This is a genomic window from Terrihalobacillus insolitus (assembly GCF_028416575.1).
GTDB lineage: Bacteria > Bacillota > Bacilli > Bacillales > Amphibacillaceae > Terrihalobacillus > Terrihalobacillus insolitus.
In genome coordinates this window covers 481,234-503,194 of record NZ_JAMQKB010000001.1, presented here as the reverse complement: position 1 = coordinate 503,194, position 21,961 = coordinate 481,234, and the positions used below count along the sequence as shown (strand labels likewise).

Below are 21,961 nucleotides of genomic sequence, written 5' to 3'. Positions count from 1 at the left end.
ACGGTCTGAATGAAATTGGTAATATTACTTATGGTTGGCAATGATGCCAATCTAAGACATGCAAAGTCTGCTCATGAAAAGGAAGATAGTATGAATAAAAAAGATATAGCAAATTTTAGAAAACAATTCAAAGTAGGTAATGATTTATTGAAAGTCTCCGAAATTTTTAATGTTTATATCATGAAAGAATCGAGTGACATTTATCATCATCAAAGTCAACCGTTTGAAATGTTAGACGAGGATCAACAAGAGTTATTTATAAATAACTTTAAAAAAGTACTGACGGGACAATTAGATGAAAAATTATTTGAATTAAAATTTCAGTCTGATGTTGAGAATACTAGTCAACTTATTCTTCACAAAGGGCTACTAGGAAATTCGGAAGACTGGAAAGAGCAAATGATTCGAATCGTAGAGAAAATGCTGAAAGACAAACAATATGAAATGGATATTGTTGTAACCTTCATTCGTGGAGAGTATTTAAAGCCAATGAAACGCCGCAAGGAAGAGGCAGAGGAAAGTGAACGTGATGCGGTTTATTCACATTCCTTCATTTTATGTAGTATAAACAAAACACAAGATCCGAAAAAAGAATTGCTTTTTGACTATGTTGAGAAGGAGTTTAGGTACAATGTTGTAGTAGATCCTATTATTAACCTCAACACTCCAATAGCAGGATTCTTATTTCCTTGTTTTACCGATAATGCTGCTGATGTCAACCACATTCTCTATTCGTCAGGCAAAGCACATGAGCCTGACTATCCATTCATAGAGGAAGTATTAAACGGTGAAGAAATGATGACCGCTAAAGAGGATAAAGCCGTTTTCGAGGAAATTGTAAAAAGTGTAGTAGGGGATCAATTGAATACATCAAAACTTGCCAATGTTTATGATGAAATCAACCGTGTAATGGAAGAAAATGAAGAGGAAGAGACACCGAAATTAGATTATAAAGACGTAGAAAAAGTGTTGAAAATGAGTGGACTAGAAGAAACAACGCCAGAAAAGGTAGAAATGGCTTTCAAAGATGTTATGGATGACGAAAAATATGAACTAAAAGCAAGTAGCATCTTACCAAAGTATCATTCAAAGTCTATCAAAATCAATACGAAAGTAGCCAATATTGCCATTAGCCCACAGGATTTAAGATATGTGAGACAAGTCCATTCCCAAGGGAAACGTTTTATCATGATTGAAGTGGAAGAAGATACCGTAATCGAGGGATTTACTATGCTGCCAGAAGCTTACATCAGTAAAGAAAGTAAGTTGAATGAAAAGTAAATGATCCTTTCTGAAGCGGGGGATATGGTCCTCTTCCTAGCTAGGGCTGGGATATGTCCCCTCGAATCAAAAAATGAGGAATGTTTACCTTTTCAAGTTATGTGAAGTGTTAGTAAACATGTTAAAACTATCTTCAGTATTTGCTTAGTACAGGCTTTTACATAGGAAGTAGTTCAAATTTCATTAGGTAAAAGTGGTGGTCAAATCCAAACACTTTTGTTATACCACTAAGATTCATCATTGACATACTTACTGCATCTACGTATGACAGCTTTTGATCATGAAAATCTAATAACAGTTGTTCCGCGTGTTCTAATAGAGCATCTTCATCTTTCATTAATGTAATCGTGTTCATTGAACATGCCTCACGTATGATGGATAGAAACTGAGAAGCATATGAGAATCCCAATTGGTAACGTAGCCAAGTATAGGTTTCTGAGATGACATAGGTAGAAGAAAACTTTTGAACAGATGAATTAAGGTGTTGGTAATACGAAACAGCATGATCATGATAATTGTCATTTTCATCAATTAATGCAATCCAAGCACCTGTATCTATAAATATTTTATCTTTCTTCATCGAAATTCTCTTTCTGTTCTAAGTATATATATTGGTCATGCTTAAGGGAACCATCTTTAACCTGAGATTTTGCCATGCCTAACAGCTTGTGAAGAGGGTCGCTTAGATCGCTTTTTCCACTTACTAAATAATGTTCAATCGCCTCTCTAATAATTTCAGCTTCCGTTTTCCCTTGTCCAGTAGCCAATTTTTTTATAAATTTATCCTGCTTGGGTTCTAGATATATCTGTTTTCTAACCATCTTTTCTTTATTCAAGAACCATCACCTCATATACATTATAACATGAATCGTGTAATGTATGTAATTCAAACCTAACTTTTTACTTTTAGAAAAAATTAGCGAACAGCTCATAGACTGTTCGCTAACGGTTTGGTTATATTCTGAAAGTACCTTCAAAAACAGTTTCTTCTATTGGTTTACGGTCAGATGGCTGTTCTCTTTCTTGTAAATCATTAGGCAATTCCTCTTTGTCTCCTTGATACCCAAGTGCCACAATCGCATGGATAGCATAGTCGTCGGGTATGTTCAATACTTCGCGCGCCTTTTCTTTATCAAATCCACCCATTGCATGTGCAGCTAATCCCTTTTGGGCTGCTTGTAAGGCCAAATAGCCCCATGCTGTACCAGTATCAAACGCGTGTGATCCAGTTGATTTTTCCGATAGAATGGCTATTAAGACAGGAGCCTTTTTGCACCATTTTAAGTTGCCTTCCATTATGAACGTGTAAAAAAGTTCTTGATCATTCTTAGTCCGAGCAAGAATAAAACGCCATGGTTGTTTGTTCATGGCAGATGGAGCCCAGCGTGCTGCTTCCAAAATGCTCTTTAGCGTGTCTTCAGGTACATCCTTTTCCTGGAAAGCGCGAGGAGACCATCGATTCACAAACATAGAGTCAATGGTGTAGGCAGGCTGGCGGAATTCCTTAATGTGTTCTTTCATATCTGTTGCCTGCATCTCTGTCGATCCCTCCTTTATCTTGATAGTTACCTTATCAGTATAATGAGCGAAAATGACCGATTTCAAACAACTTGCTTAGAGAGGTTGTTCAAAAAGTCACCAAATGATAAGCGGCGCATCTCTTCGTTGGCTTGTTTTTCCGTTACTCACGTATTAAAAGCATATCCTTAGAAAAAGAAGAACACTTTTTCTTCGTGCGAGGTAATGCTTTCGAAGCAACAAGCTTTCGCTCCGTTACTCAAAACAGCGCCGCCTCGACCTGCTTGCTTCTAATTTGTCGACTTTTTGATACGCACTTAGAGTGAAAAAAATTAAATACACCTCGATAGATACTTGCAAATTTTGTAGAATAATAGATAATGAAAGTGTGAGGTTTTTTCTAAAATCATTCCTATTTACATATCTAAAAAGGATTCATTTTTATCAATACATCAGTCTTGAGGAGAAGTCATTTGAAACATATCCTTTCTTTTTTGTTTTTTTTCTTGCTTGTATTTACTCAAAATCATTTAGTACAAGCCGAACAAATGGATTACACCCGTGTTGTTGTTACATTTAATAACGAAGTAAACGAGTCTGTAATTGAAAATCAAGGTGGGTACATAGAGGAACAATTCCGATTTTTGCCGGCAGTAATTGCGATGATTCCATCTATTAAAGTGACAGGTATTGAAAAAGCTCCTTCTGTATTGCAAGTGCAAAAAGACTCAACGGCGTCTGTCACCGGTCAGTTAACAGACTGGGGGATTAATAGCATTAATACACCGATTCTGTGGAATGAAGGTTACACGGGAAAGGGAGTGAAAGTAGCGATTATTGACACTGGAATTTCTAATGATCATCCTGACTTAAACATTTCAGGAGGGAAGTCATTTGTCAGTTACACATCCAGTTATGATGATGACAACGGCCATGGTACACACATAGCTGGAACCATTGCGGCATTGGATAACAATTATGGATATGTAGGAGTTGCCCCTGATGCACAGATCTACGCTTTAAAAGCAATGGATTCAAATGGAAAAGGTTCAACGATTGACCTTGCCCTTGCGATCGACTGGGCAATCCAAAATAATATGGACATCATCAATTTAAGCTTTGAATTCCGAGAATCCGTTGATTATATAGAAGAGCTTATCAATGAAGCATATGAAAAAGGAATATTAGTAGTTGCGGCCGCAGGTAATAATGGGCAACAAGACGGAACAATTGCATACCCTGCAAAATACCCTTCCGTTATTGCGGTGGGCGCTGTAAATTCAAACTATAAACTTCCTACCTTTTCAAAAACAGGAGCAACGTTAGAAATTGTCGCACCAGGTGTTAATATTAATAGTACTTACGTAAATAATGGGTTTGCAGAGATGAGTGGGACGTCCATGGCAACAGCTTATGGATCAGGATATTTAGCGTTATTAAAAGAAGCGTACCCAACATTACAAGCAACCAACATCCGAAACATTATGCAGGAAAAGGCCTTAGATTTAGGCGTTCCTGGAAAAGACCCTCTGTACGGGTACGGTTTCATTCAAAGTTTTTCTTTAGTTGATCGGCCATTTAACGTAGAAGATCGTTTCTTTAGGGTGGTTGAGCAAGCAGTTCCTGTTTACGATAATCGTACTGGTGAACTTGTCAAGGTGGGGACACTAAAGAAAGGACAAGTATACTCACGAGTGAGTGATTATGGGAATTGGCATCGAATTCAATTTGGAAAATACTACGGATATGTGTACAAAGGTTCCACTCAACCCGTTAACCAACATAATTTAAGTAACCTAAACAACAGTCAGTTCAAACAAAGTAATCAGCTCTTTACCCCTTTAAAAGATGTGGAAGTCTATGACAATACATCTGGTTCTCTAGTTCCATTTGCAACAATTGCAAAGGGCAAAACGTATCCGATTGTATCCGATTATGGGAACTGGTGGAGAGTGGATGCATCTGGCAGAATTGGCTATGTGCAAAAGAGCCAAGTACAACAACAATTTACGGAAAACACATCTTATTTTAAAGTGAACGTAAACCGCCTGCCAGTATACGACAATCGCTCTGGCAGTCTTGTGCAGGTTGGGTCATTAGAAAAAGGACAAGTCTATCCTCGGGTCAGTGACTATGGAAACTGGCATCGAATTCAATTTGGCAAGTATTACGGGTATGTATTGAAATCGTCAACTAGTCCCGTTTCAAAACCGAACTTGAAAAGTTTAAACACAGGCTATAAACAAACGAGTAAGCTTTTTACAACAGCACAGGATGTAACGGTTTATGACAATACATCTGGATCTCTAGTTCCATTTGCAACAATTTCAAAAGGCAAAACGTATCCGATTGTATCCGATTATGGCAACTGGTGGAGAGTGGATGCATCTGGCAGAATCGGCTATGTGCAAAAGAGCCAAGTCCGACAACAATTTACGGAAAACACATCTTATTTTAAAGTCAATGTAAACAACCTGCCAGTATACGACAATCGTTCTGGCAGTCTTGTGCAGGTTGGGTCATTAGAAAAAGGACAAATCTATCCTCGGGTCAGTGACTATGGAAACTGGCATCGAATTCAATTTGGCAAGTATTATGGGTATGTACTGAAATCGTCAACTAGTCCCGTTTCACAACCGAACTTGAAAAGTTTAAACACAGGCTATAAACAAACGAGTAAACTTTTTACAGCAGCACAGGATGTGGCGGTTTATGACAATACATCTGGATCTCTAGTTCCATTTGCAACAATTGCAAATGGCAAAACGTATCCGATTGTATCCGATTATGGCAACTGGTGGAGAGTGGATGCATCTGGCAGAATCGGCTATGTGCAAAAAGATAATGTTACGATTCATAAGTTAAATTAAAGCTCTAATCCCACTTGGGTTAGGGTTTTTTGTGGATTTTCGTTTTAAGTGATTTTATAGTGTCCAAACTAGTTGGCTATAGTATAAAAAGATTTCTTCTGCTATGAAAGTAATTGTTTTATGTGAATTTAAACTTTGGTTTTTGTATGAACACATGTTATAATACTAATAGGGGTATATATATTATGGTGTAAATAAAGAAATTATTTGGACATAAATGAATGGATAAAATAATCGATAAAATGGAGGTTTTAAAATGGAATACAATGACCAAATCAAAAACAGAATGAAACGAATTGAAGGACAAGTAAGAGGTGTTTTAAAAATGATGGAAGAGGGAAAAGAATGTAAAGATCTCGTTGGACAAATGTCAGCTGTCCGTTCTGCGTTAGATCGTGCAATAGGTGTGGTTGTAAGTTCAAACCTAGAGGAATGTGTTCGTCTCCAAATGGAACGAGGCGAAGATACAGAAGAACTTATTCAAGAAGCCGTTAATTTATTAGTAAAGAGTAGATAAGTAAAGATGGCTGTTTTGCTAAAGAGACAGCCTTCATCCTTTTTATTAAGGAAAACAGCGTAATGAAATTTATACGTCTTGACAGTTATTTTTTTGTTTGTTAACATACCTGTACGGGTATTTAGGGCGCATTTAAAATAAACTTCATAAAAACAGTTTATATTTTTTTAAATTTTAATATACATATAGGGGTAAACGTATAAAAATGAAAGATATTATGGAAGAACTGAAAGAAAAAACAACCATTGTCTTATTTAGTGGGGAGGCCCCCATCTGATTCCCCGATGTTTCAGCTTGCTGAAACGAGTTCGCTTAGAAAAAAATATTGACAATATAATTTATATTTGTTTTAATTATTTTAAAATTAAAATTAGTTAAATTCTTATCAAGAGAGGTTGAGGGACTGACCCTGTGACACCTCGGCAACCGCATGTTTAATGTATGGTGCCAATTTCAGTGCGAATGCTTGTGCATTCCAAAGATAAGAAGGGTATTCTCGTTCTGTTTTTGCAAAAATCCCTTCTTTTTAGAAGGGATTTTTTTGTTAGGTAACTTTAAAAAACAAGGAGGAAATTGTTATGAGTGAGGAACAGATAGTAAAAGTATCAACGAAAGGTAAATGGGAAGAGGGAGTTCGAACAAAAGTTTATGTTCGAGATTTTGATCCAATTGTTTTAGATGAGCCTGAAGAATTGGGAGGGTCAGATCAAGGTCCAAATCCAGTTGAATATGTGTTAGCCTCGTTGTCTGGGTGTACTTTAGTCTTGATTGAAATGATTGCCAAGGAACTTAACTTTAGCTATACAGGTATAGAATTTGAAAACGAAGGGTTGTTAGATTTAAGAGGTATGAATGGTGTAGAGGGAGTATCGCCACATTTTCAGAAAGTCACATTTAAAGTAATTATAGATACAGATGAAAGCGATAACCGTTTAAAGCAATTGAATGAAGAAGTAATTCGGAGATGCCCTGTATATAACTTGTTAAAAGATGCAGGTATTGAGCTAGAATCACCATGGATAAAAAAGGAAACTGTTGCTACAACAAAATAGTCCAATCATTAAAAGATAAACTTCAACACTTCAAACAGTTGAGTAAATGAATAACAAGACATTGGGCCTCACTTGTTAGGAGGTCTTTGTCTTGTAATGAGGTGATCATATGGGGAAATTGTTCCCAACATTTTATGACTTGGCAATGAAACCTCTCGAACAGGGCAAATTCAAAGCCATAAGAAAAGAGCTTCTTGAACAAGCTACTGGTAGGGTTCTGGAAATAGGTTCTGGAACTGGTGTAAATTTTCCTTATTATAAAAAGGCCAGTAAAGTAGATGCTATTGAACCAAATCAATTGATGCGGGATAGATCAAGATCAAGAGAGTTAAACGCGAATGTCCCAATTCAAATATATACAGCAGGTGCAGAGAAACTGCCCTTTGCAGATAATACATATGACTCTGTTGTCTCAACACTAGTCTTTTGTACAATACCTGATCCGGTAGAGGCGTTAAAGGAGATTGCAAGAGTTTGTAAACCTGGCGGGACAGTATTGTTCTTTGAACATGTAAAAATGGAAAACGCTATCCTAGCAAAGACCCAAGACATTCTAACACCTTTGTGGAAAAGGATTTGTGATGGTTGTCATCTTAATCGTGAGACAGTGAATGTAATAGAACAGTCAGAGCTTTCGATTAACGATTTAAAATATTATTATAAAGGTCTTTTTTTTGTTGTAAAAGCAAAAAACAATAAATGAGATGTTTTTTCTCACGTGTATAGAAACATTGTAGTTAGTCGATTATTCCCGGATAAAAATAAGAACAATTTCAGCCACACTTACCTTAAACAAAGGATGGATTAAGAATTTAATCATTTTAGTTTTATTCCATAATAGACTTATATAAGAAACTAAATGGAGGGGGTTTCTATGTCGCGAATAGGTTTAATCTCAATTCTTTTAGTCATGCTTTTGCTACTTAGCGGCTGTCATTAGAAAAAGATTTAGGCTAGCGCCACAATAGTAATGGTGCTAGCCATTTGTTTGTAAACTGACCTTTTGTCTATCCCGCCTCCTAATACCCTCGGTTTTTCCTGCAGTCGGACTCCATCTGATTCCCCGATGTTTCAGCTTGTTGAAACGAGTTCGTTTAATCTTAACAATTTCTTAACATTCTCCTGATAAGTTCTGAAAATTTGTCGGTTATATTGTTAATAAGAGGTTGTTCAAAAAGTCACCAAATGATAGGCTGCGCATCTCGGACCCACACGATGTGGGTCATGCAGGCATTGCCACAGGACGTGGCGGCCTTAGCCTGTATTCCTTAAATGGCTTGTTTTTCCGTGGCTCATCACAACAGAGCAACAAAACGAGATGTTGCTTTCCATGAGTGGACAACATTGAAATGATGGTGAATAATACGGGAATGTTTGCTTGTAACGGGGCTTTCGATTATTCTAAATGAATAGGATGATAAAGGAGCTGTTCGTATGATGTGGAACAATGGAACGGAATGTCTTGGAGGTGGTTTCCCAATGATGATGGTTGGTGGGATTTTTATGTTAGTTTTCTGGGGTCTTGTTATTTGGTTAATTGTATTAGCGATACAGAAATTGTCATCTGAAAATAAAGATAAATCAAATCAAACCGACAAAGCAGTTGAAATACTAAGACAGCGATATTCCCGAGGAGAAATCGATACTGAGGAGTACAGACAACGACTACATGAACTAGAGAATAAACCTTGATAAATTTTTATCAAGGTTTATGTCGTCTTTAACAACAAATAATACAAGTGGATATGAAAGGAACATTTTTGATGGAAAAAACTGTTATGGTCGTCGAAGATCAAGATGAATTAAGAGTATCCATTTCAACTTTTCTACAAAACGAAGGTTATCAAACATTGAGTGCTCGCAATGGTAATGAAGCGTTACGTCTCCTTGAGGAAAATCAAAAAGTAGACATCATTTTACTTGATGTTATGATGCCTGAAAAGGATGGATATGAAACATTGCACGAATTGCGAATGGCTAAAAACAGCATACCCATCATTATGCTAACAGCTAAAACAGATGAGGTCGATAAGCTACTTGGACTTGAAATGGGTGCAGATGACTATATTACAAAACCATTTAGTTTACGCGAAGTTGTCGCTAGAATGAAGGCAGTCCTAAGGAGAACGACTAATGAACAAGCAGAAGATGAGTGGATTCAGCAAGCAGATATTAAAATTAACCTCAATACATACGAGGTTTATGTCCATGGCACAAAGGCTAATTTAACCCCAACAGAATTCAAAATTTTAACTACACTGGCTGAAAAACCTGGGCGGGTTTACAGCAGATTACAATTGATGAACATTGCCATCGGTGAAGCGTTTGTTAATTATGAACGCTCTATCGATACCCATGTTAGCAATTTAAGAAGAAAACTATCAGAGCTCGGGTCTTCTGCATCCATTCAAACAGTTTACGGAATAGGTTACCGTTTTGGGGTGGAAGCATGAAACTGAGAGGTAAGATCCTCATCTCATTGACTACTGTCATTATATTTATGGGGCTATTTCAATCTCTATTTTTTCAAACCCGTGTTGAGAAGATATTTGAAAATTATCTATCGGAAAATGACGAAATGAAGATTGACATGATGAAGCAAACAGTCATCTCTTATTATAATTCCACGGGCTCCCTAAAAGGTGTGGATCAATTTCTGGAAAGTTCAAATCGAATAATGATGAATATGGGAAAAATGATGGGTAATCAGGATGAAACTATTGGAATCATCATAGCAGATACCGCTGGGGAAATAGTTGCAAATACAACACCGAAAAACATGGAGAACAATGCTTCTTCAGTAACGGAACCTATAGTCATCGAAGGAAAAACGATTGGGACTTTTAAAGCGTATCCAATTAAAAGTGCTTCTGTTTCTCGTATTGAACAGCAATTTGTCCAATCGGTTAATTTAACAATTCTACTCGGTTTTCTATTTGCAGGCATAATAACTTTAATCATTGGATTCTTTCTGTCTAAGAAAATAACTAGCCCTCTTTCACAGCTCGTATCAGGCATTGAACATGTTTCAAAAGGCAATACTAAATACCAGGTAAAGATTGATTCAAAAGATGAATTCAAACAGCTTGGTGATGCTTTTAATCAGATGACAGAGACATTAGAGAAAACAGAACATATACGCAAATCTCTTGTGGCGGATGTTGCCCATGAGCTAAGAACTCCTCTTGCTATTATTCGAGCAAAATTAGAGTCAATCCAAGCTGGTGCCCTTGAAGCAACAGAAGAAGTCATTTTAAACGTAAGTGATGAAGTATATCGTCTTTCAAGACTGGTCAATGACTTGCAGCAACTTAGTCTTGCAGAGTCTAAAACATTGTCACTTCACAAAAAACGAACAGAAATTAATGGTTTTATGGAATCTATTCTTTCCCAGTTTGAATGGTTTGCAGACGAAAAAGGTATTAAGCTTCAGTTAAATAAAAGTTCTAATGATCTATTTATCGAAATTGACCAAGACCGTATGACCCAAGTCGTTGTTAATCTTCTTGGCAACGCACTTCGTTATACTCCTGATAACGGAACAGTTACGGTTCATGTAAAAGTGGAAGGTGAATCAGTAGTTCTAAGTTTTAAAGATACAGGACCTGGTATTGATGAGCAAAAACTCCCCTTTATTTTTGAGCGTTTTTATCGTATAGATGATTCTCGTAAACGTGATGAGGGTGGTGCAGGACTTGGACTTTCTATTGCTAAAGGTTTTGTTGAAATACATGGTGGGAATATCAATGTGACAAGTACAAAAGGAGAAGGAACAGAGTTTAAAGTCTCATTGCCTATACAGTGAGTGGAAAAGTCTAATGAAGATGTTAGCGAGCTTATGCGTTTCTTCGAGAAATTTTGAAAGGGATTGTGCGTGAAACTGGTGCATATTTCTTTCGGAAAAGTATGTTAGAAAACAAGAAAACCACCCTAAGCCGTCGAAAGTTTAAGGGTGGTTTTCAGAACAAAAAGTAAATATTGACAACCCCTACCCTGACGGTGAGGTCGCTGGGAGAAGCATATTTAAAATGCCTCTCTCTTTTTATTATATGGTTAATTTGCGCTAGTTCCCACCTCAATCGCTCAATTATCCAAGATAATCGTTCAAGCTATAAGGGACTAATTGCTTAAGTGCCATTCGTAAAACCCTTTTCAAAAACGACCTTATCTTAATAGACAAAAGCCTATCACACGAACCACGCAGAAACAAAGTTTTAAAAAAGGCTCACTGAACGTCACTGATGATTACTGACGTTCACTGAAGGAGCTAAATGCTACTCAAGGCTACTCAGTGACTTTGAGGATTTTTTTGCCTCTATGCTATGATAATCAACATATTGCCCACGATAATCTAAAAAATATACCCTGTGAAACAAGAATATTCGGGTGGTGACAGGCACCCACAAGGAGGAATTTCAATGAGTACAACGCAAACTCAAACGGAAACAAAAAAGTCCAAACAAAAATTAGCCATCATTGATACAGACATCCACGAACGTGTTCTTTATAAGGACCTATTACCATACTTGGATAACCCGTGGAGACATTATATTGAAAATTGTGGGTGGATTCAGGAAAAGCACTTGCCATACGTACAGCCGACAGTAGCTGGTGTGGACCGTGCTGACGCCGTGCCACCAAATGGCGGACTCCCGGGAACTGATTTGAAATTTATGCAGGAACAGCTACTTGATGACATCGGTCATGAATTCGGCATCCTAACAGGTGCCCTCGATCCGTCACCATCTTCCATGCACGGGTGGCCAGAAATGGCAACGGCACTTGCTTCTGCCTATAATGATTGGCAAATCGAAAACTGGCTAGAAAAAGATGAACGCCTATATGGTTCTATACAAATTGCAGCTCAAGAAGTGGAGTCAGCGGTAAAAGAGATTGAGAGAGTTGGGAACCATCCGAAAATGGTGCAAGTCCTACTACCAATCGACGATATCATGTGGGGCGACCCGCAATATCACCCGATTTTTGAAGCGGCAGAACGTCATAACCTAATGATCGGAATGCACCACAACGAGCCGCCAAGCTATTACGGAAAATGGCCGCGTTACTTCATCGAATGGCACACGTTGATCCCGACGGCACACATTATGATGATTACGAATCTAGTATTCAACGGTGTTTTTGAAAAATACCCGAACCTTAAATGTATGATGATTGAAGGTGGATTCACACACGTACCACACATCATGAGAAAAATGGATCAGCAGTATAAAGACCTTCGTCACGAAGTACCATGGTTAAAGCGTAAGCCAAGCCAGGTAATTAAGGAAAACTTCTGCTTCACGACACAGCCAGTGGAAGAGTTAAGCAAAAAAGAATTTATGCAGTTACTTGATCAATTGGGATCTGAAGACATTATTTCGTTCTCAACTGACTACCCGCACTGGGACTATGATTCACCGTACCGTGCGCTGCCAAATTTGGATAAAGAATTAAGCAAGAAAATTTTCTCAGAAAACGCAAGGAACTTCTATCCGAAGCTTCCAAAGAAAGAAGGAGGCGAGCAATAATGAAACAAGTAGTTTGTAAAAAAGAAGACATTATGCCTGGGGAAATGATGCAGTCGAACCTTGGTCGAATCGAAATTGTCGTGTGCCGTACCCTTGACGGAGAGTTTTATGCCTACACAAATAAGTGTATCCACCAAGGTGCCTCCCTGTCGAAGGGGAAGCTTTGCGGTACGTCTACCCAAACGGACACTGTTGGGGAATACAATTACTGTCATGAAGGTGAAATTCTTCGCTGTCCATGGCACGGTCGTGAATTCGATATTAAAAATGACGGAAAAATGCTAGCAGACCCTAAAGTGAAGCTACCAAGCTTTCAAGTAGATATTGAGGGCGATGACGTCGTCGTCTCCAAATAGAATATAGAAGGGGATACCACAATGAACGAAGAAAACGTTGTTGATGTGATCATTTTAGGTGGCGGACCTACTGGATTGTTCACCGCCTTTTACGGTGGAATGAGGCAAATGAGCGTCAAAATCATCGACAGTATGCCCCAGCTTGGTGGGCAACTGTCAGCCTTATATCCAGAAAAATATATTTACGATGTCGCAGGTTGTCCAAAAATATTGGCACAGGACCTTGTTGACGACTTAACCGAACAAGCGAATCAATTTGACCCAGAAGTGGCCCTTGAGGAGTCCGTAAAAAACGTGGAAAAACTAGATGACCAGTTATTCTGCGTAACGACTGACAAGGATGTTCACTATTCCAAAACTGTGATTATTACAGCGGGTATTGGTGCGTTCCAACCACGCCGATTAAAAATGGATCAAGCAGCTCAGTACGAGGGCAAGAACCTACACTATTTTGTGCAAGACCTACGCCAATTTAAAGGACAACGTGTATTATTAGCTGGTGGCGGGGACTCTGCAGTTGACTGGGCATTAACACTTGAGGATATCGCAGAGGAGGTCACACTAGTACATCGCCGCGATAAATTCCGTGCCCACGAAACAAGTGTCGAGCAGTTAAATAATTCTAGTGTTAAGGTTAGAACACCTTACAACATTAAAGATTTCGTAGGTGACGAAGAGGCGATCCATCAGGTCATTCTCCAAGAAACAAAAGGTGACCTAGAGGAAGTTGTTGATGTCGATTCCGTTATCGTCAATTATGGCTTCATCTCTGCCTTAGGCCCAATTAAAGACTGGGGCTTAGAGATTGAGAAAAATTCGATCGTGGTCAACTCCAGAATGGAAACGAACATTGAAGGTATCTATGCAGCAGGTGACATTACGACCTATGACGGAAAAGTGAAGCTCATTGTTACTGGATTTGGGGAAGCACCTGTTGCGATCAGCCATGCGAAAGCACGAATCAATCCGAAGTCTAGAGTTCAACCCGCGCATAGTACGAGTTTGTTTTAAAAGAACGTTTAATCTTTAAATAGTTTAAGGGTTTTATACCCCCACCTCAAAGCAAAACGTAGGTGGGAGTTTCCAATCAGATGGAGTCAAGACTCCATCTGATTCCCCGATGTTTCAGCTTGCTGAAACGATTTCGCTTAAGAAAAAAGTAAGTTAGCTTAGGGCGGTTGACATCAGTAAGCCCTTAGGAAGGAGAGGTAAGATGAAGCACGGCATGTATATTGATGGCCAGTGGGTGTCGGCACAGACCGCCGAAACACGGGACATCATCAATCCCTATAATCAAGAAATAATTGCCACCGTCGCGGAGGGCAACGAAGAAGATGCAAAACTTGCAATTGCAGCTGCGAGAAGAGCGTTCGATCAAGGCGACTGGGCAACCACTCCCGCAACAGAACGAGGACGAATCGTCGGGGAGATTGCAAGACTAATAGAGCGTGACAAACAGGAACTAGCAGAACTAGAATCACTCGATACGGGTAAAACAGTCGAGGAAAGCGTAGTAGACATGGACGACATCGCTGGCGTATTTCGCTACTATGCGGAGCTAGCGGACAAGGACGGTGGAGAGATTATCGAGTCTCCAATTCCAAACACCGTAAGTAAAGTAGTCCATGAACCAGTTGGCGTCTGCGGGCAAATCACGCCCTGGAACTATCCATTACTACAAGCATCCTGGAAACTTGCGCCTGCATTAGTAGCAGGAAACACTTTGGTGATCAAGCCAAGTGAAATTACCCCATTAACGACAATGAAAGTAATGGAACTAATGGAAGAAGCGGGTGTGCCAGCTGGCGTGGCTAACCTAGTGCTTGGTGCAGGAGGCACAGTCGGAGCCGTATTATCCGAACATGATGACGTTGACCTAATATCCTTCACTGGTGGCATTCATACCGGGAAAAAGATTATGCAGGCAGCGAGCGGAAATGTGAAGAAACTCGCACTAGAGCTTGGTGGAAAAAATCCAAACGTCGTATTCGCTGACAGTGACTTCGAATTAGCTGTTGACCAAGCAATGAACGCCGTCTTTTTCCACGCTGGACAAATTTGTTCAGCAGGTACAAGGTTGATCATAGAAGAAAGTATTCACGATGATTTTGTGGAAGAGCTCGTAAAGCGGGTAGGCAAAATTAAACTCGGAAGCGGCTTTGCAGAAGACACACAAATGGGGCCACTCATTTCTGCGGAACATTTGGCTAAAGTTGAAGCCTATGTAGAAGCGGGCAAAAAGGAAGGCGCCTATGTAGCAGTAGGAGGACAACGCCCAGAAGGCCCAGAGCTACAAAAAGGATTCTTCTATCTACCAACTGTCTTAATTGGCTGCACAACGGACATGCAGGTCGTACAAGAGGAAGGATTTGGACCTGTCATCACCGTAGAAAAATTCAGTAGTGAAGCAGAGGCGGTGAAACTTGCCAACGACTCCATCTACGGATTAGCAGGTGGCGTGTTTACAACCGACATTTCTAAAGCAGAACGATGCGCTGCCAAGATGCGCATGGGCACCGTATGGATCAACGAATTCAACGTCTACTTCCCACACGCTCCATGGGGAGGATTCAAACAATCCGGAATTGGTCGCGAACTAGGCAAAACCGGACTAGAAGAATACACCGAACAAAAGCACATCTTGCGTAACGTCGACCCACAACCAATTCATTGGTTTGGGAAGTAGATTTATACAATAGCTTAACAAACAATACCCCCAGGTCATTCAGTAACAGATCTGGGGTATTGTGATGATTTGATAAGAGTTCAAACAATTGTTCCATCTTCCGTTAATGGACCTGGATAGTCTTCGTCTGCAGTACTATCTAGGTAATTTGTCGTGTTGAAGAATGGATTCAATATCCAAATTGTAAGGAAGATTGCTAAAATTACTTTTTTCATGATTTTCTCCACCTTTTCTAATAAATAGCTTAGTACTAGCTTCTAGGGCTAACTTATACATAGAATTAGCCTTTTTATAATGAGAATGCTCTTCATATAGATGAGCAAACACTTTTGTATATTCATAAACCAGTTTCCACATGTGATTATTAAGAAAGTACTGGATACTGTCTGTCTGTATTGTAGTAATATCCTGAAAATCAACTTCTTTTGATTGTAGTAAAAGTTTATATATTTGTAATTGATAGTGATATCTTAAGGGAGAGCTTTTATCAACAGTGTCTAATCCTAACCGAAGCCAATTTTCTGCAGCTTTCTTATCACCAAGGGCATTTGTAGAACGGATTAAGTTAATGAAAGTTCGCAGTTTATGGCTAGGGTTTTTCTTGAGTTCTAAGCTTTTCTTGTAATATACGATAGCATCATTATATTTTCCTTGATTTTCAAAACAATACCCTATATTATTATAGATCATCCCTTTGTAACGAAATTGATCTTGATTAGGGAGAAAGGAAATTAGTTTTTCCGTTAAATGATAAGAATGTATTGACTTCGTCCAAAAGCCTAACCTGTTATAGGATATGCCTAGTAGAAGATGACAATCAATAGCCCTATCAAAAAAATAATTGTTATTGAATATAGCTAAAGCTATATTACAATAATGTATACACCTTTCATTTTGATACACCTTACTATAATTTAATGCCAAATTATAATAAAGAATTCCTACTTCCAACTTACTTCCTAAATCATCGTAATTTTGGATTTTTGTTAGTATTAATCCTTTTTTTAATGCACTATCATAATCTTCTTTTAGATGGTAATATCCCATGATTATGCTCGTGTAGAGAAAGTAGTTTCTACTGTACTCTGGTTTAATGATATTCCCCACACTGTGAAGAATTTCACCAGCTTTGTTCAAGTCACCAATTTCGAGTAGATACCTGCTATATACGATGTTATATTTTATCATAGATTCATTGTTTGTTACTTCCGCTAACTGCATTAATTCATAGACGTTTTCTTGGTGATTCTTTCTTTCAATCATGCTTTTATACCATATTTCAATTCTTTTATTGATATCAGACTTTGTCCAATCCTTATTCGTTAATGAAATGGCTAATCGGCTGAATAAGAGATTAATGATTGATTTATCTGGGTGTACGTGATTATTTTCAATTCTGCTTAAATAGGAAGGGGTGCAAATTCCATAACATAATTCTTCTTGCGTCATTTCTTTTTGAATTCGCTTCAATTTTATAATACTCCCTAAGTCCTTCTCCATATAATTTATCCCCCCTTACTCTTTTAATTATAACAAACATTTTACTACATGAATCTGTGAAACTAGTATTACAAAATGTAACCTCACAGACAACTTCTAGGAAATATTTCATAAAAGTTGTTGGAAGGTTCTAGAGGTATATTAACTTGTGTAATATGCAGTTATCATAACCACTTCAAACTAGAGCTATGGATTCATCTTGTTCAGTGTAGGAATGATAGATTTCTGCTATTATTTAATTAAGTTTAGCGCTAAACGTTATATTTTACCCTAGTCCTCTTTGGGCTAGGGTACTACCAACTTTTTTTGGGGGGATGTAAGATGATCTCAGTAAAAAATGTAAGTAAATCATTTCAGCACCTATCGCTTTCGCAGAAGACAGTGATTCTTCAAAACGTTGATTTATCGATACCTAAAGGATCGTGGATTTCGATTGTAGGACCATCTGGTTCAGGGAAATCAACATTATTGAATATCATTTCTGGACTACTAAAGCCAGATACGGGGGAAATATACTACAATGACGTTGATTTATACCAATTACATAATAAAGCTAAGAGTGACTTTCGTCGCAAAACAATTGGATTTGTATTTCAGGATTTTAAACTTTTGCCATATTATTCGGTAGTAGACAACGTTATGCTGCCATTACTTTATGATCGTAAAAAGAAAGAATTATATGATAAGGCAGTCACACTGTTACAGTCGATAGGAATAAAAAAGGAGTTGTTTTCTCGTTTACCAGAGGGTTTGTCTGGAGGAGAGAAACAGCGAGTGGCGATCGCTCGTTCTCTTATTGCAGATCCAGACGTTATGGTATGTGACGAACCTACAGGAAACCTTGATCGAGAAAATCGTGATAGAATAATTGATTTGTTAGGCCAGTTAAGGGAGGATGGTAAAACGATTATTCTCGTTACCCATGACCTAGACGTTGCTGACCATGGCGATAAATTATATTTCTTAAAGGACGGATCCCTTACCCTCGGCGGGGTGAGTGTATGATTCGAATTGCTTGGAATCGCATCCTACACCGCAAAATTGCATCAATTACGATACTCATTGCTCTCATTTGTTTATATGTTTTCATTCCTTTTGGTTTGCAACAGTCAAAAGAAACGAAATCAACAGTAACAGAAACAATCGAAGAATTTGGAAGGGGAAGCTATGATATGCTAGTCCGTCCCCCTTCTTCGAGAACCGAGGTAGAACAAACTTTAGGGGTGGTAGAAGAAAATTATATTGGGGATAGTAAAGGTGGCATATCCATAGAGGAATGGAATGAAATAAAATCGAACCCAACGATAGAAGTGGCGGCTCCGGTTGCTTCCCTTGGTTATTTTAGGGGAAAGCAATTTTCTATCGAATTGCCTATATTAGATAATCCTACCCGATTTACCTATCAATTTTACACCTCAGATGGACAAAAAAAATATCCGATAAAAGAACAAAAGTCTATCATGTTTTTTGAACAGTCCAGACCTGGAATGGTTCAGTATTTAACAAGAGTAGAGAGTGAAGCACAATATTCAAGTCCAGCTATGTTGATTATAATCCCAGCTAGTTACTACCTTTTAGTGGCAATTGATCAAGAGAGTGAACAAAAGCTAACTGGGATTGATTTTTCAGATTTAAACAAAAAACAAGAATCGGCAATGCTTAAAACAATGTTAGATAATTACGGGGATCCCCCTGTTGTAAAAGTTCTTCAGCGAAGTGACTTAACGATCCCCTTGTCTATAAAATTAAGGACGGAAACTTTAGATGTAGAGTTAGAAGAATATTTGAATAAGCTAGATCTTAAACAAGATGATTGGATAATGCAGGGGAATTCTTCTGTGAATATTGAGTCTGTTTTAAAGGACTTGAGGAGCGAACCAATCGTCGAATCTAATACAACTCGGGTTGACTTGTCAAAATTCCAAAAACCCTTTAATGGAACTGCCCTGAAATTAACCAAAGATTTAAAACCTACAACAGCAAAAAGGTATTCAGCGGAGTTTAACACATCCGTCTATTATACTGCTTCAAGAATTGAATATAAAAACCTTGATACCATTCCACAGGTTAACCTAGTGGAAAATGGAGACCCCCCGTCTTATAAGAAAGTCGAAAAAAAGGGGGAATCTATGTTGGATTCCTTTGACATTCCTTTCTTTATAGAGCAAGTTGGAACCTTTTCACCGTTAACAGACCCACAAAACAAACTTGCTGGAAGTCCACTAGGGATTTATGGAGGAATGCAAGCAAAAACAGTAGACGGGGAGGTACTGACTCCAACTACGATTCCTGGTAGCTTTATTCCAGCTCCAGCTAGTGGTGTAACAACACTAGAAGCCGCAGAGTTGATAAAAGGAGACAAGCCGATTGATGCTATACGTGTAAAAGTAGCAGGTATTAAAAAGTATGATGAAGCTGCCCAACAAAAAATAAGTAAGGTAGCTACGAATCTATTAAAAAAGGGTTATGAGGTAGATGTTGTAGCAGGTTCTTCATTTAAAGAGTTGACATTAGATGTAGAGGGTATTGGCAAGGTGGTTGAGCCATGGACAACACTAGGAGTAGCACAAGAGCTAACAAGCACATGGAATTATGTCACACTTTTAACAACGGGTTTATTTATTTTGTTTAGTGTACTATGGCTAATTGTTCGATTCAATTATGAAAAAAACATTCTACATAATGAGAACACCTTACTATATACCATCGGTTGGAAAAAAAGCACCATCCATTTTCGTAATTGCGTGGAACAATATTTGCTTATAACTGTCTCTTTTCTCGTGTCATTATTCCTTTTATATGGGTTGGAAGCCACAAAACCTATGTATTGGATAACAGCCTGTCTCTGGGGATTATCTTTGCTAATCGTAACCTACTTGTTAACAAGAAAAGCAAAAGGAAAGAATAGATCAGAGGCATATAAACGCTTTGCTTCTATCCTTTATTATAAAAGGTTGATTTTTCCTGCTATGATGATTTTGCTACTATCAAGTTTATTAATCGGGATACAAGTCTCTACGCTTGGTCATTCTTTCCAAAAGGCATCTGTTACCTTTTTAGGAGAATTTACAAATAATCAAACATTATGGCTTCAACTATCTATTTTGGTAGTTACCTTTGTATTAGGAGTGATTAGTGTAACCGAAAGCTTAAATGCATTATTCTTGGAAAGAAAAAGTGAGTTTACTATGTATCGAACGATTGGGTGGACAAGGGGAGCAGTTATCAAGCATTTAATAAAAGAAGTATCTACCTGGACTCTATCAGCGATCATTGCAGGGGTTGTTTTAGGAGCAACCATTCTACATTTTTTAAATGTTTCTTTCGGATGGATAGGAATAGGAATGGGTACTACTTTCATTCTTCTAACGATTACGATATATATTATTGTGTTAACTCGAAAATTATGAGTTTTTTAGCATGAGAAAACATGCCGAACAGAGTTTACCCGAACTTGACATTTGGTAGGGGCGAATCGCTCAAGTTCGGTAAGGTAATGCTCGAGTGGAGATTGACTATTACACATTAGGATAGTGTTAGTGACTTTTCCGATTGATAATACTCATCATAAACCTTACCGCAAATAATGATTATTTCCGGGGAAATATATGAAGAATCGTGGGCATGTATCATTTTTCGATATATATTGGCAAAAGCCCTTTTTTACACTTTATGGACTGTTTTTTAGATTTATAGTCTTGATATTATTGTGAATTATAGTAATAATAAATAAGGGTGATGACAATGGACATGTGTGATGTGTGTAAGAAAAATGAGGCGAATATAACTTTAACCAACAATGATGATTCGCAGGAAATAATATGTAGAAATTGTTTTAATGATAGGATTTCCGAAGAGGTTGGTGTTGAGTTAGAGTCGCAACCACAGGAGATATCTGTATACGACGTTAATGGGATCAGGCGGGACTTCAAGGTAGAGCAGCGTATTTTTCCAAATGGTATCTTCATAGAAGCAACTGAAAATATACAGTATGGATACAGCTTTGCCGTACACGGCGATTTGGGCTGTAATCAAACGGAACTATTTCAACAATTAGTGGATAAAGTAAAACTAGGTATTTCTATACAGTATACAAAGGTTGGAACATTTGCGAATGGTCAGAAGTATCATTCGATCGTGAATGACCATGTTGTTGGTCTAATTGATTATGATGAAAGATCTGAGTCTTGTCCAATGGTTGTGATCGATGGAAAGCCATATACATGGGAACAGTTAGGTAAGATGGCAATGAGCTATGAAGGTTTTCAGTTCCAGTTGAAGTTCTTTGATAAGACAGAGGATGTAGAATGAAGGGAAGGGAGTAAGATTGATCCTCTCCCTCTGTGAGATACTCCCACTTTATCGAACCGCTTTTTGATGATCGTAACAATAAATCTTTCCATTAAACTTTTTATTTGATAAACAGTACGTCTTTACTTTGTCTAAGACTGGCTTCTTGCAGATTGTACAAATAGTGGGACTACCAGAGTTTTCCGTCGATTTACTTGTTTCTATAAATATGAAAAAACTATCACCATCCGAGAATGAAATATCGTAGTTTAAAAAGAAAAGGGAGAGCAGGTTATAAGAAAAAAACCTGCTCTCCTATGGTATTTTTATAGATTTATTTCTTTGGAATTGCTACAATCAACA

19 protein-coding genes and 1 riboswitch are annotated in these 21,961 nt (G+C 38.1%); of the genes, 15 read left to right on the top strand and 4 right to left on the bottom strand.

The window, feature by feature from the left end:
* The first annotated feature begins 90 nt into the window (after nt 1-90).
* A complete protein-coding gene (locus NC797_RS02365; RefSeq protein WP_272435222.1) occupies nt 91-1,281 on the top strand; it encodes a DUF4317 domain-containing protein in 1,191 nt (396 codons plus the stop codon).
* 157 nt (nt 1,282-1,438) lie between these two features.
* On the opposite strand, the gene NC797_RS02360 is transcribed toward NC797_RS02365, so the two are convergent.
* The 3 genes from NC797_RS02360 to NC797_RS02350 form a co-directional block, all read right to left on the bottom strand.
* Nucleotides 1,439-1,861 (bottom strand): type II toxin-antitoxin system VapC family toxin, encoded by a 423-nt coding sequence (locus NC797_RS02360; protein ID WP_272435033.1) that lies wholly within the window; start codon nt 1,859-1,861, stop codon nt 1,439-1,441.
* Nucleotides 1,848-2,117, bottom strand: coding sequence for a ribbon-helix-helix domain-containing protein (locus NC797_RS02355; protein WP_272435032.1), 270 nt, complete (start codon nt 2,115-2,117; stop codon nt 1,848-1,850). Before NC797_RS02355 ends, NC797_RS02360 begins: the two co-directional genes overlap by 14 nt.
* Before the next feature lie 118 nt (nt 2,118-2,235).
* Nucleotides 2,236-2,817 (bottom strand): nitroreductase family protein, encoded by a 582-nt coding sequence (locus tag NC797_RS02350; protein ID WP_272435031.1) that lies wholly within the window; start codon nt 2,815-2,817, stop codon nt 2,236-2,238.
* 455 nt (nt 2,818-3,272) lie between these two features.
* Between NC797_RS02350 and NC797_RS02345 the strand changes: the two genes are divergently transcribed.
* The 11 genes from NC797_RS02345 to betB all read left to right on the top strand — a co-directional run bounded on the left by NC797_RS02345 (nt 3,273) and on the right by betB (nt 15,808).
* The gene (locus tag NC797_RS02345) at nt 3,273-5,669 is read left to right on the top strand and encodes a S8 family peptidase (protein WP_272435029.1); all 2,397 of its coding nucleotides are present in this window, start codon (nt 3,273-3,275) and stop codon (nt 5,667-5,669) included.
* A 256-nt stretch (nt 5,670-5,925) separates the two neighbouring features.
* A complete protein-coding gene (locus NC797_RS02340; RefSeq protein ID WP_272435028.1) occupies nt 5,926-6,186 on the top strand; it encodes a metal-sensitive transcriptional regulator in 261 nt (86 codons plus the stop codon).
* A gap of 379 nt (nt 6,187-6,565) precedes the next feature.
* A riboswitch (SAM riboswitch) is annotated at nt 6,566-6,674 on the top strand.
* Nucleotides 6,675-6,764: 90 nt separating this feature from the next.
* Nucleotides 6,765-7,238: an OsmC family protein gene (locus tag NC797_RS02335; RefSeq protein WP_272435027.1), complete on the top strand. Its 474-nt coding sequence runs from the start codon at nt 6,765-6,767 to the stop codon at nt 7,236-7,238.
* A gap of 109 nt (nt 7,239-7,347) precedes the next feature.
* A complete protein-coding gene (locus tag NC797_RS02330; RefSeq protein ID WP_272435026.1) occupies nt 7,348-7,941 on the top strand; it encodes a class I SAM-dependent methyltransferase in 594 nt (197 codons plus the stop codon).
* A 731-nt stretch (nt 7,942-8,672) separates the two neighbouring features.
* A complete protein-coding gene (locus NC797_RS02325) occupies nt 8,673-8,930 on the top strand; it encodes an SHOCT domain-containing protein (RefSeq protein ID WP_272435024.1) in 258 nt (85 codons plus the stop codon).
* A gap of 71 nt (nt 8,931-9,001) precedes the next feature.
* Nucleotides 9,002-9,691 (top strand): response regulator transcription factor, encoded by a 690-nt coding sequence (locus NC797_RS02320; RefSeq protein WP_272435023.1) that lies wholly within the window; start codon nt 9,002-9,004, stop codon nt 9,689-9,691.
* Nucleotides 9,688-11,043, top strand: a complete 1,356-nt coding sequence (locus NC797_RS02315; protein WP_272435022.1) for a sensor histidine kinase — start codon at nt 9,688-9,690, stop codon at nt 11,041-11,043. The genes NC797_RS02320 and NC797_RS02315 overlap by 4 nt, the downstream gene beginning before the upstream one ends.
* A 613-nt stretch (nt 11,044-11,656) precedes the next feature.
* Complete coding sequence (locus tag NC797_RS02310) at nt 11,657-12,766, top strand: amidohydrolase family protein (protein WP_272435021.1); 1,110 nt, start codon at nt 11,657-11,659, stop codon at nt 12,764-12,766.
* Entirely contained in the window at nt 12,766-13,122 is a 357-nt protein-coding gene (locus NC797_RS02305; RefSeq protein ID WP_272435019.1) for a Rieske (2Fe-2S) protein, read from the top strand. Before NC797_RS02310 ends, NC797_RS02305 begins: the two co-directional genes overlap by 1 nt.
* Nucleotides 13,123-13,143: 21 nt before the next feature.
* Nucleotides 13,144-14,133 (top strand): NAD(P)/FAD-dependent oxidoreductase, encoded by a 990-nt coding sequence (locus NC797_RS02300; RefSeq protein WP_272435018.1) that lies wholly within the window; start codon nt 13,144-13,146, stop codon nt 14,131-14,133.
* A gap of 202 nt (nt 14,134-14,335) precedes the next feature.
* Nucleotides 14,336-15,808 carry a betaine-aldehyde dehydrogenase gene (gene betB, locus NC797_RS02295; protein ID WP_272435016.1) on the top strand — a complete coding sequence of 491 codons (1,473 nt, stop codon included), beginning with the start codon at nt 14,336-14,338 and terminating at the stop codon, nt 15,806-15,808.
* A 135-nt stretch (nt 15,809-15,943) separates the two neighbouring features.
* On the opposite strand, the gene NC797_RS02290 is transcribed toward betB, so the two are convergent.
* Nucleotides 15,944-17,308 (bottom strand): helix-turn-helix domain-containing protein, encoded by a 1,365-nt coding sequence (locus NC797_RS02290; RefSeq protein WP_272435015.1) that lies wholly within the window; start codon nt 17,306-17,308, stop codon nt 15,944-15,946.
* Between the two features lie 321 nt (nt 17,309-17,629).
* Here NC797_RS02290 and NC797_RS02285 point away from each other — a divergent pair, with 321 nt between their 5' ends.
* The 3 genes from NC797_RS02285 to NC797_RS02275 all read left to right on the top strand — a co-directional run bounded on the left by NC797_RS02285 (nt 17,630) and on the right by NC797_RS02275 (nt 21,619).
* Nucleotides 17,630-18,313, top strand: coding sequence for an ABC transporter ATP-binding protein (locus NC797_RS02285; RefSeq protein WP_272435014.1), 684 nt, complete (start codon nt 17,630-17,632; stop codon nt 18,311-18,313).
* Nucleotides 18,310-20,718, top strand: coding sequence for an FtsX-like permease family protein (locus tag NC797_RS02280; protein ID WP_272435012.1), 2,409 nt, complete (start codon nt 18,310-18,312; stop codon nt 20,716-20,718). Before NC797_RS02285 ends, NC797_RS02280 begins: the two co-directional genes overlap by 4 nt.
* Nucleotides 20,719-21,052: 334 nt before the next feature.
* The gene (locus NC797_RS02275) at nt 21,053-21,619 is read left to right on the top strand and encodes a DUF7713 domain-containing protein (protein ID WP_272435011.1); all 567 of its coding nucleotides are present in this window, start codon (nt 21,053-21,055) and stop codon (nt 21,617-21,619) included.
* The last annotated feature ends 342 nt before the right edge of the window (nt 21,620-21,961 follow it).

Excerpts from the sequence above, each read along its gene's own strand:
- NC797_RS02300 (WP_272435018.1), top strand. The coding sequence starts at position 13,144 with ATGAACGAAGAAAACGTTGTTGATGTGATCATTTTAGGTGGCGGACCT.
- NC797_RS02305 (WP_272435019.1), top strand. The coding sequence starts at position 12,766 with ATGAAACAAGTAGTTTGTAAAAAAGAAGACATTATGCCTGGGGAAATG.
- NC797_RS02365 (WP_272435222.1), top strand. The coding sequence starts at position 91 with ATGAATAAAAAAGATATAGCAAATTTTAGAAAACAATTCAAAGTAGGT.
- NC797_RS02335 (WP_272435027.1), top strand. The coding sequence starts at position 6,765 with ATGAGTGAGGAACAGATAGTAAAAGTATCAACGAAAGGTAAATGGGAA.
- NC797_RS02280 (WP_272435012.1), top strand. The coding sequence starts at position 18,310 with ATGATTCGAATTGCTTGGAATCGCATCCTACACCGCAAAATTGCATCA.
- NC797_RS02315 (WP_272435022.1), top strand. The coding sequence starts at position 9,688 with ATGAAACTGAGAGGTAAGATCCTCATCTCATTGACTACTGTCATTATA.
- betB (WP_272435016.1), top strand. The coding sequence starts at position 14,336 with ATGAAGCACGGCATGTATATTGATGGCCAGTGGGTGTCGGCACAGACC.
- NC797_RS02325 (WP_272435024.1), top strand. The coding sequence starts at position 8,673 with ATGATGTGGAACAATGGAACGGAATGTCTTGGAGGTGGTTTCCCAATG.
- NC797_RS02275 (WP_272435011.1), top strand. The coding sequence starts at position 21,053 with ATGGACATGTGTGATGTGTGTAAGAAAAATGAGGCGAATATAACTTTA.
- NC797_RS02290 (WP_272435015.1), bottom strand. The coding sequence starts at position 17,308 with ATGGAGAAGGACTTAGGGAGTATTATAAAATTGAAGCGAATTCAAAAA.
- NC797_RS02285 (WP_272435014.1), top strand. The coding sequence starts at position 17,630 with ATGATCTCAGTAAAAAATGTAAGTAAATCATTTCAGCACCTATCGCTT.
- NC797_RS02340 (WP_272435028.1), top strand. The coding sequence starts at position 5,926 with ATGGAATACAATGACCAAATCAAAAACAGAATGAAACGAATTGAAGGA.
- NC797_RS02310 (WP_272435021.1), top strand. The coding sequence starts at position 11,657 with ATGAGTACAACGCAAACTCAAACGGAAACAAAAAAGTCCAAACAAAAA.
- NC797_RS02320 (WP_272435023.1), top strand. The coding sequence starts at position 9,002 with ATGGAAAAAACTGTTATGGTCGTCGAAGATCAAGATGAATTAAGAGTA.
- NC797_RS02330 (WP_272435026.1), top strand. The coding sequence starts at position 7,348 with ATGGGGAAATTGTTCCCAACATTTTATGACTTGGCAATGAAACCTCTC.
- NC797_RS02360 (WP_272435033.1), bottom strand. The coding sequence starts at position 1,861 with ATGAAGAAAGATAAAATATTTATAGATACAGGTGCTTGGATTGCATTA.
- NC797_RS02350 (WP_272435031.1), bottom strand. The coding sequence starts at position 2,817 with ATGCAGGCAACAGATATGAAAGAACACATTAAGGAATTCCGCCAGCCT.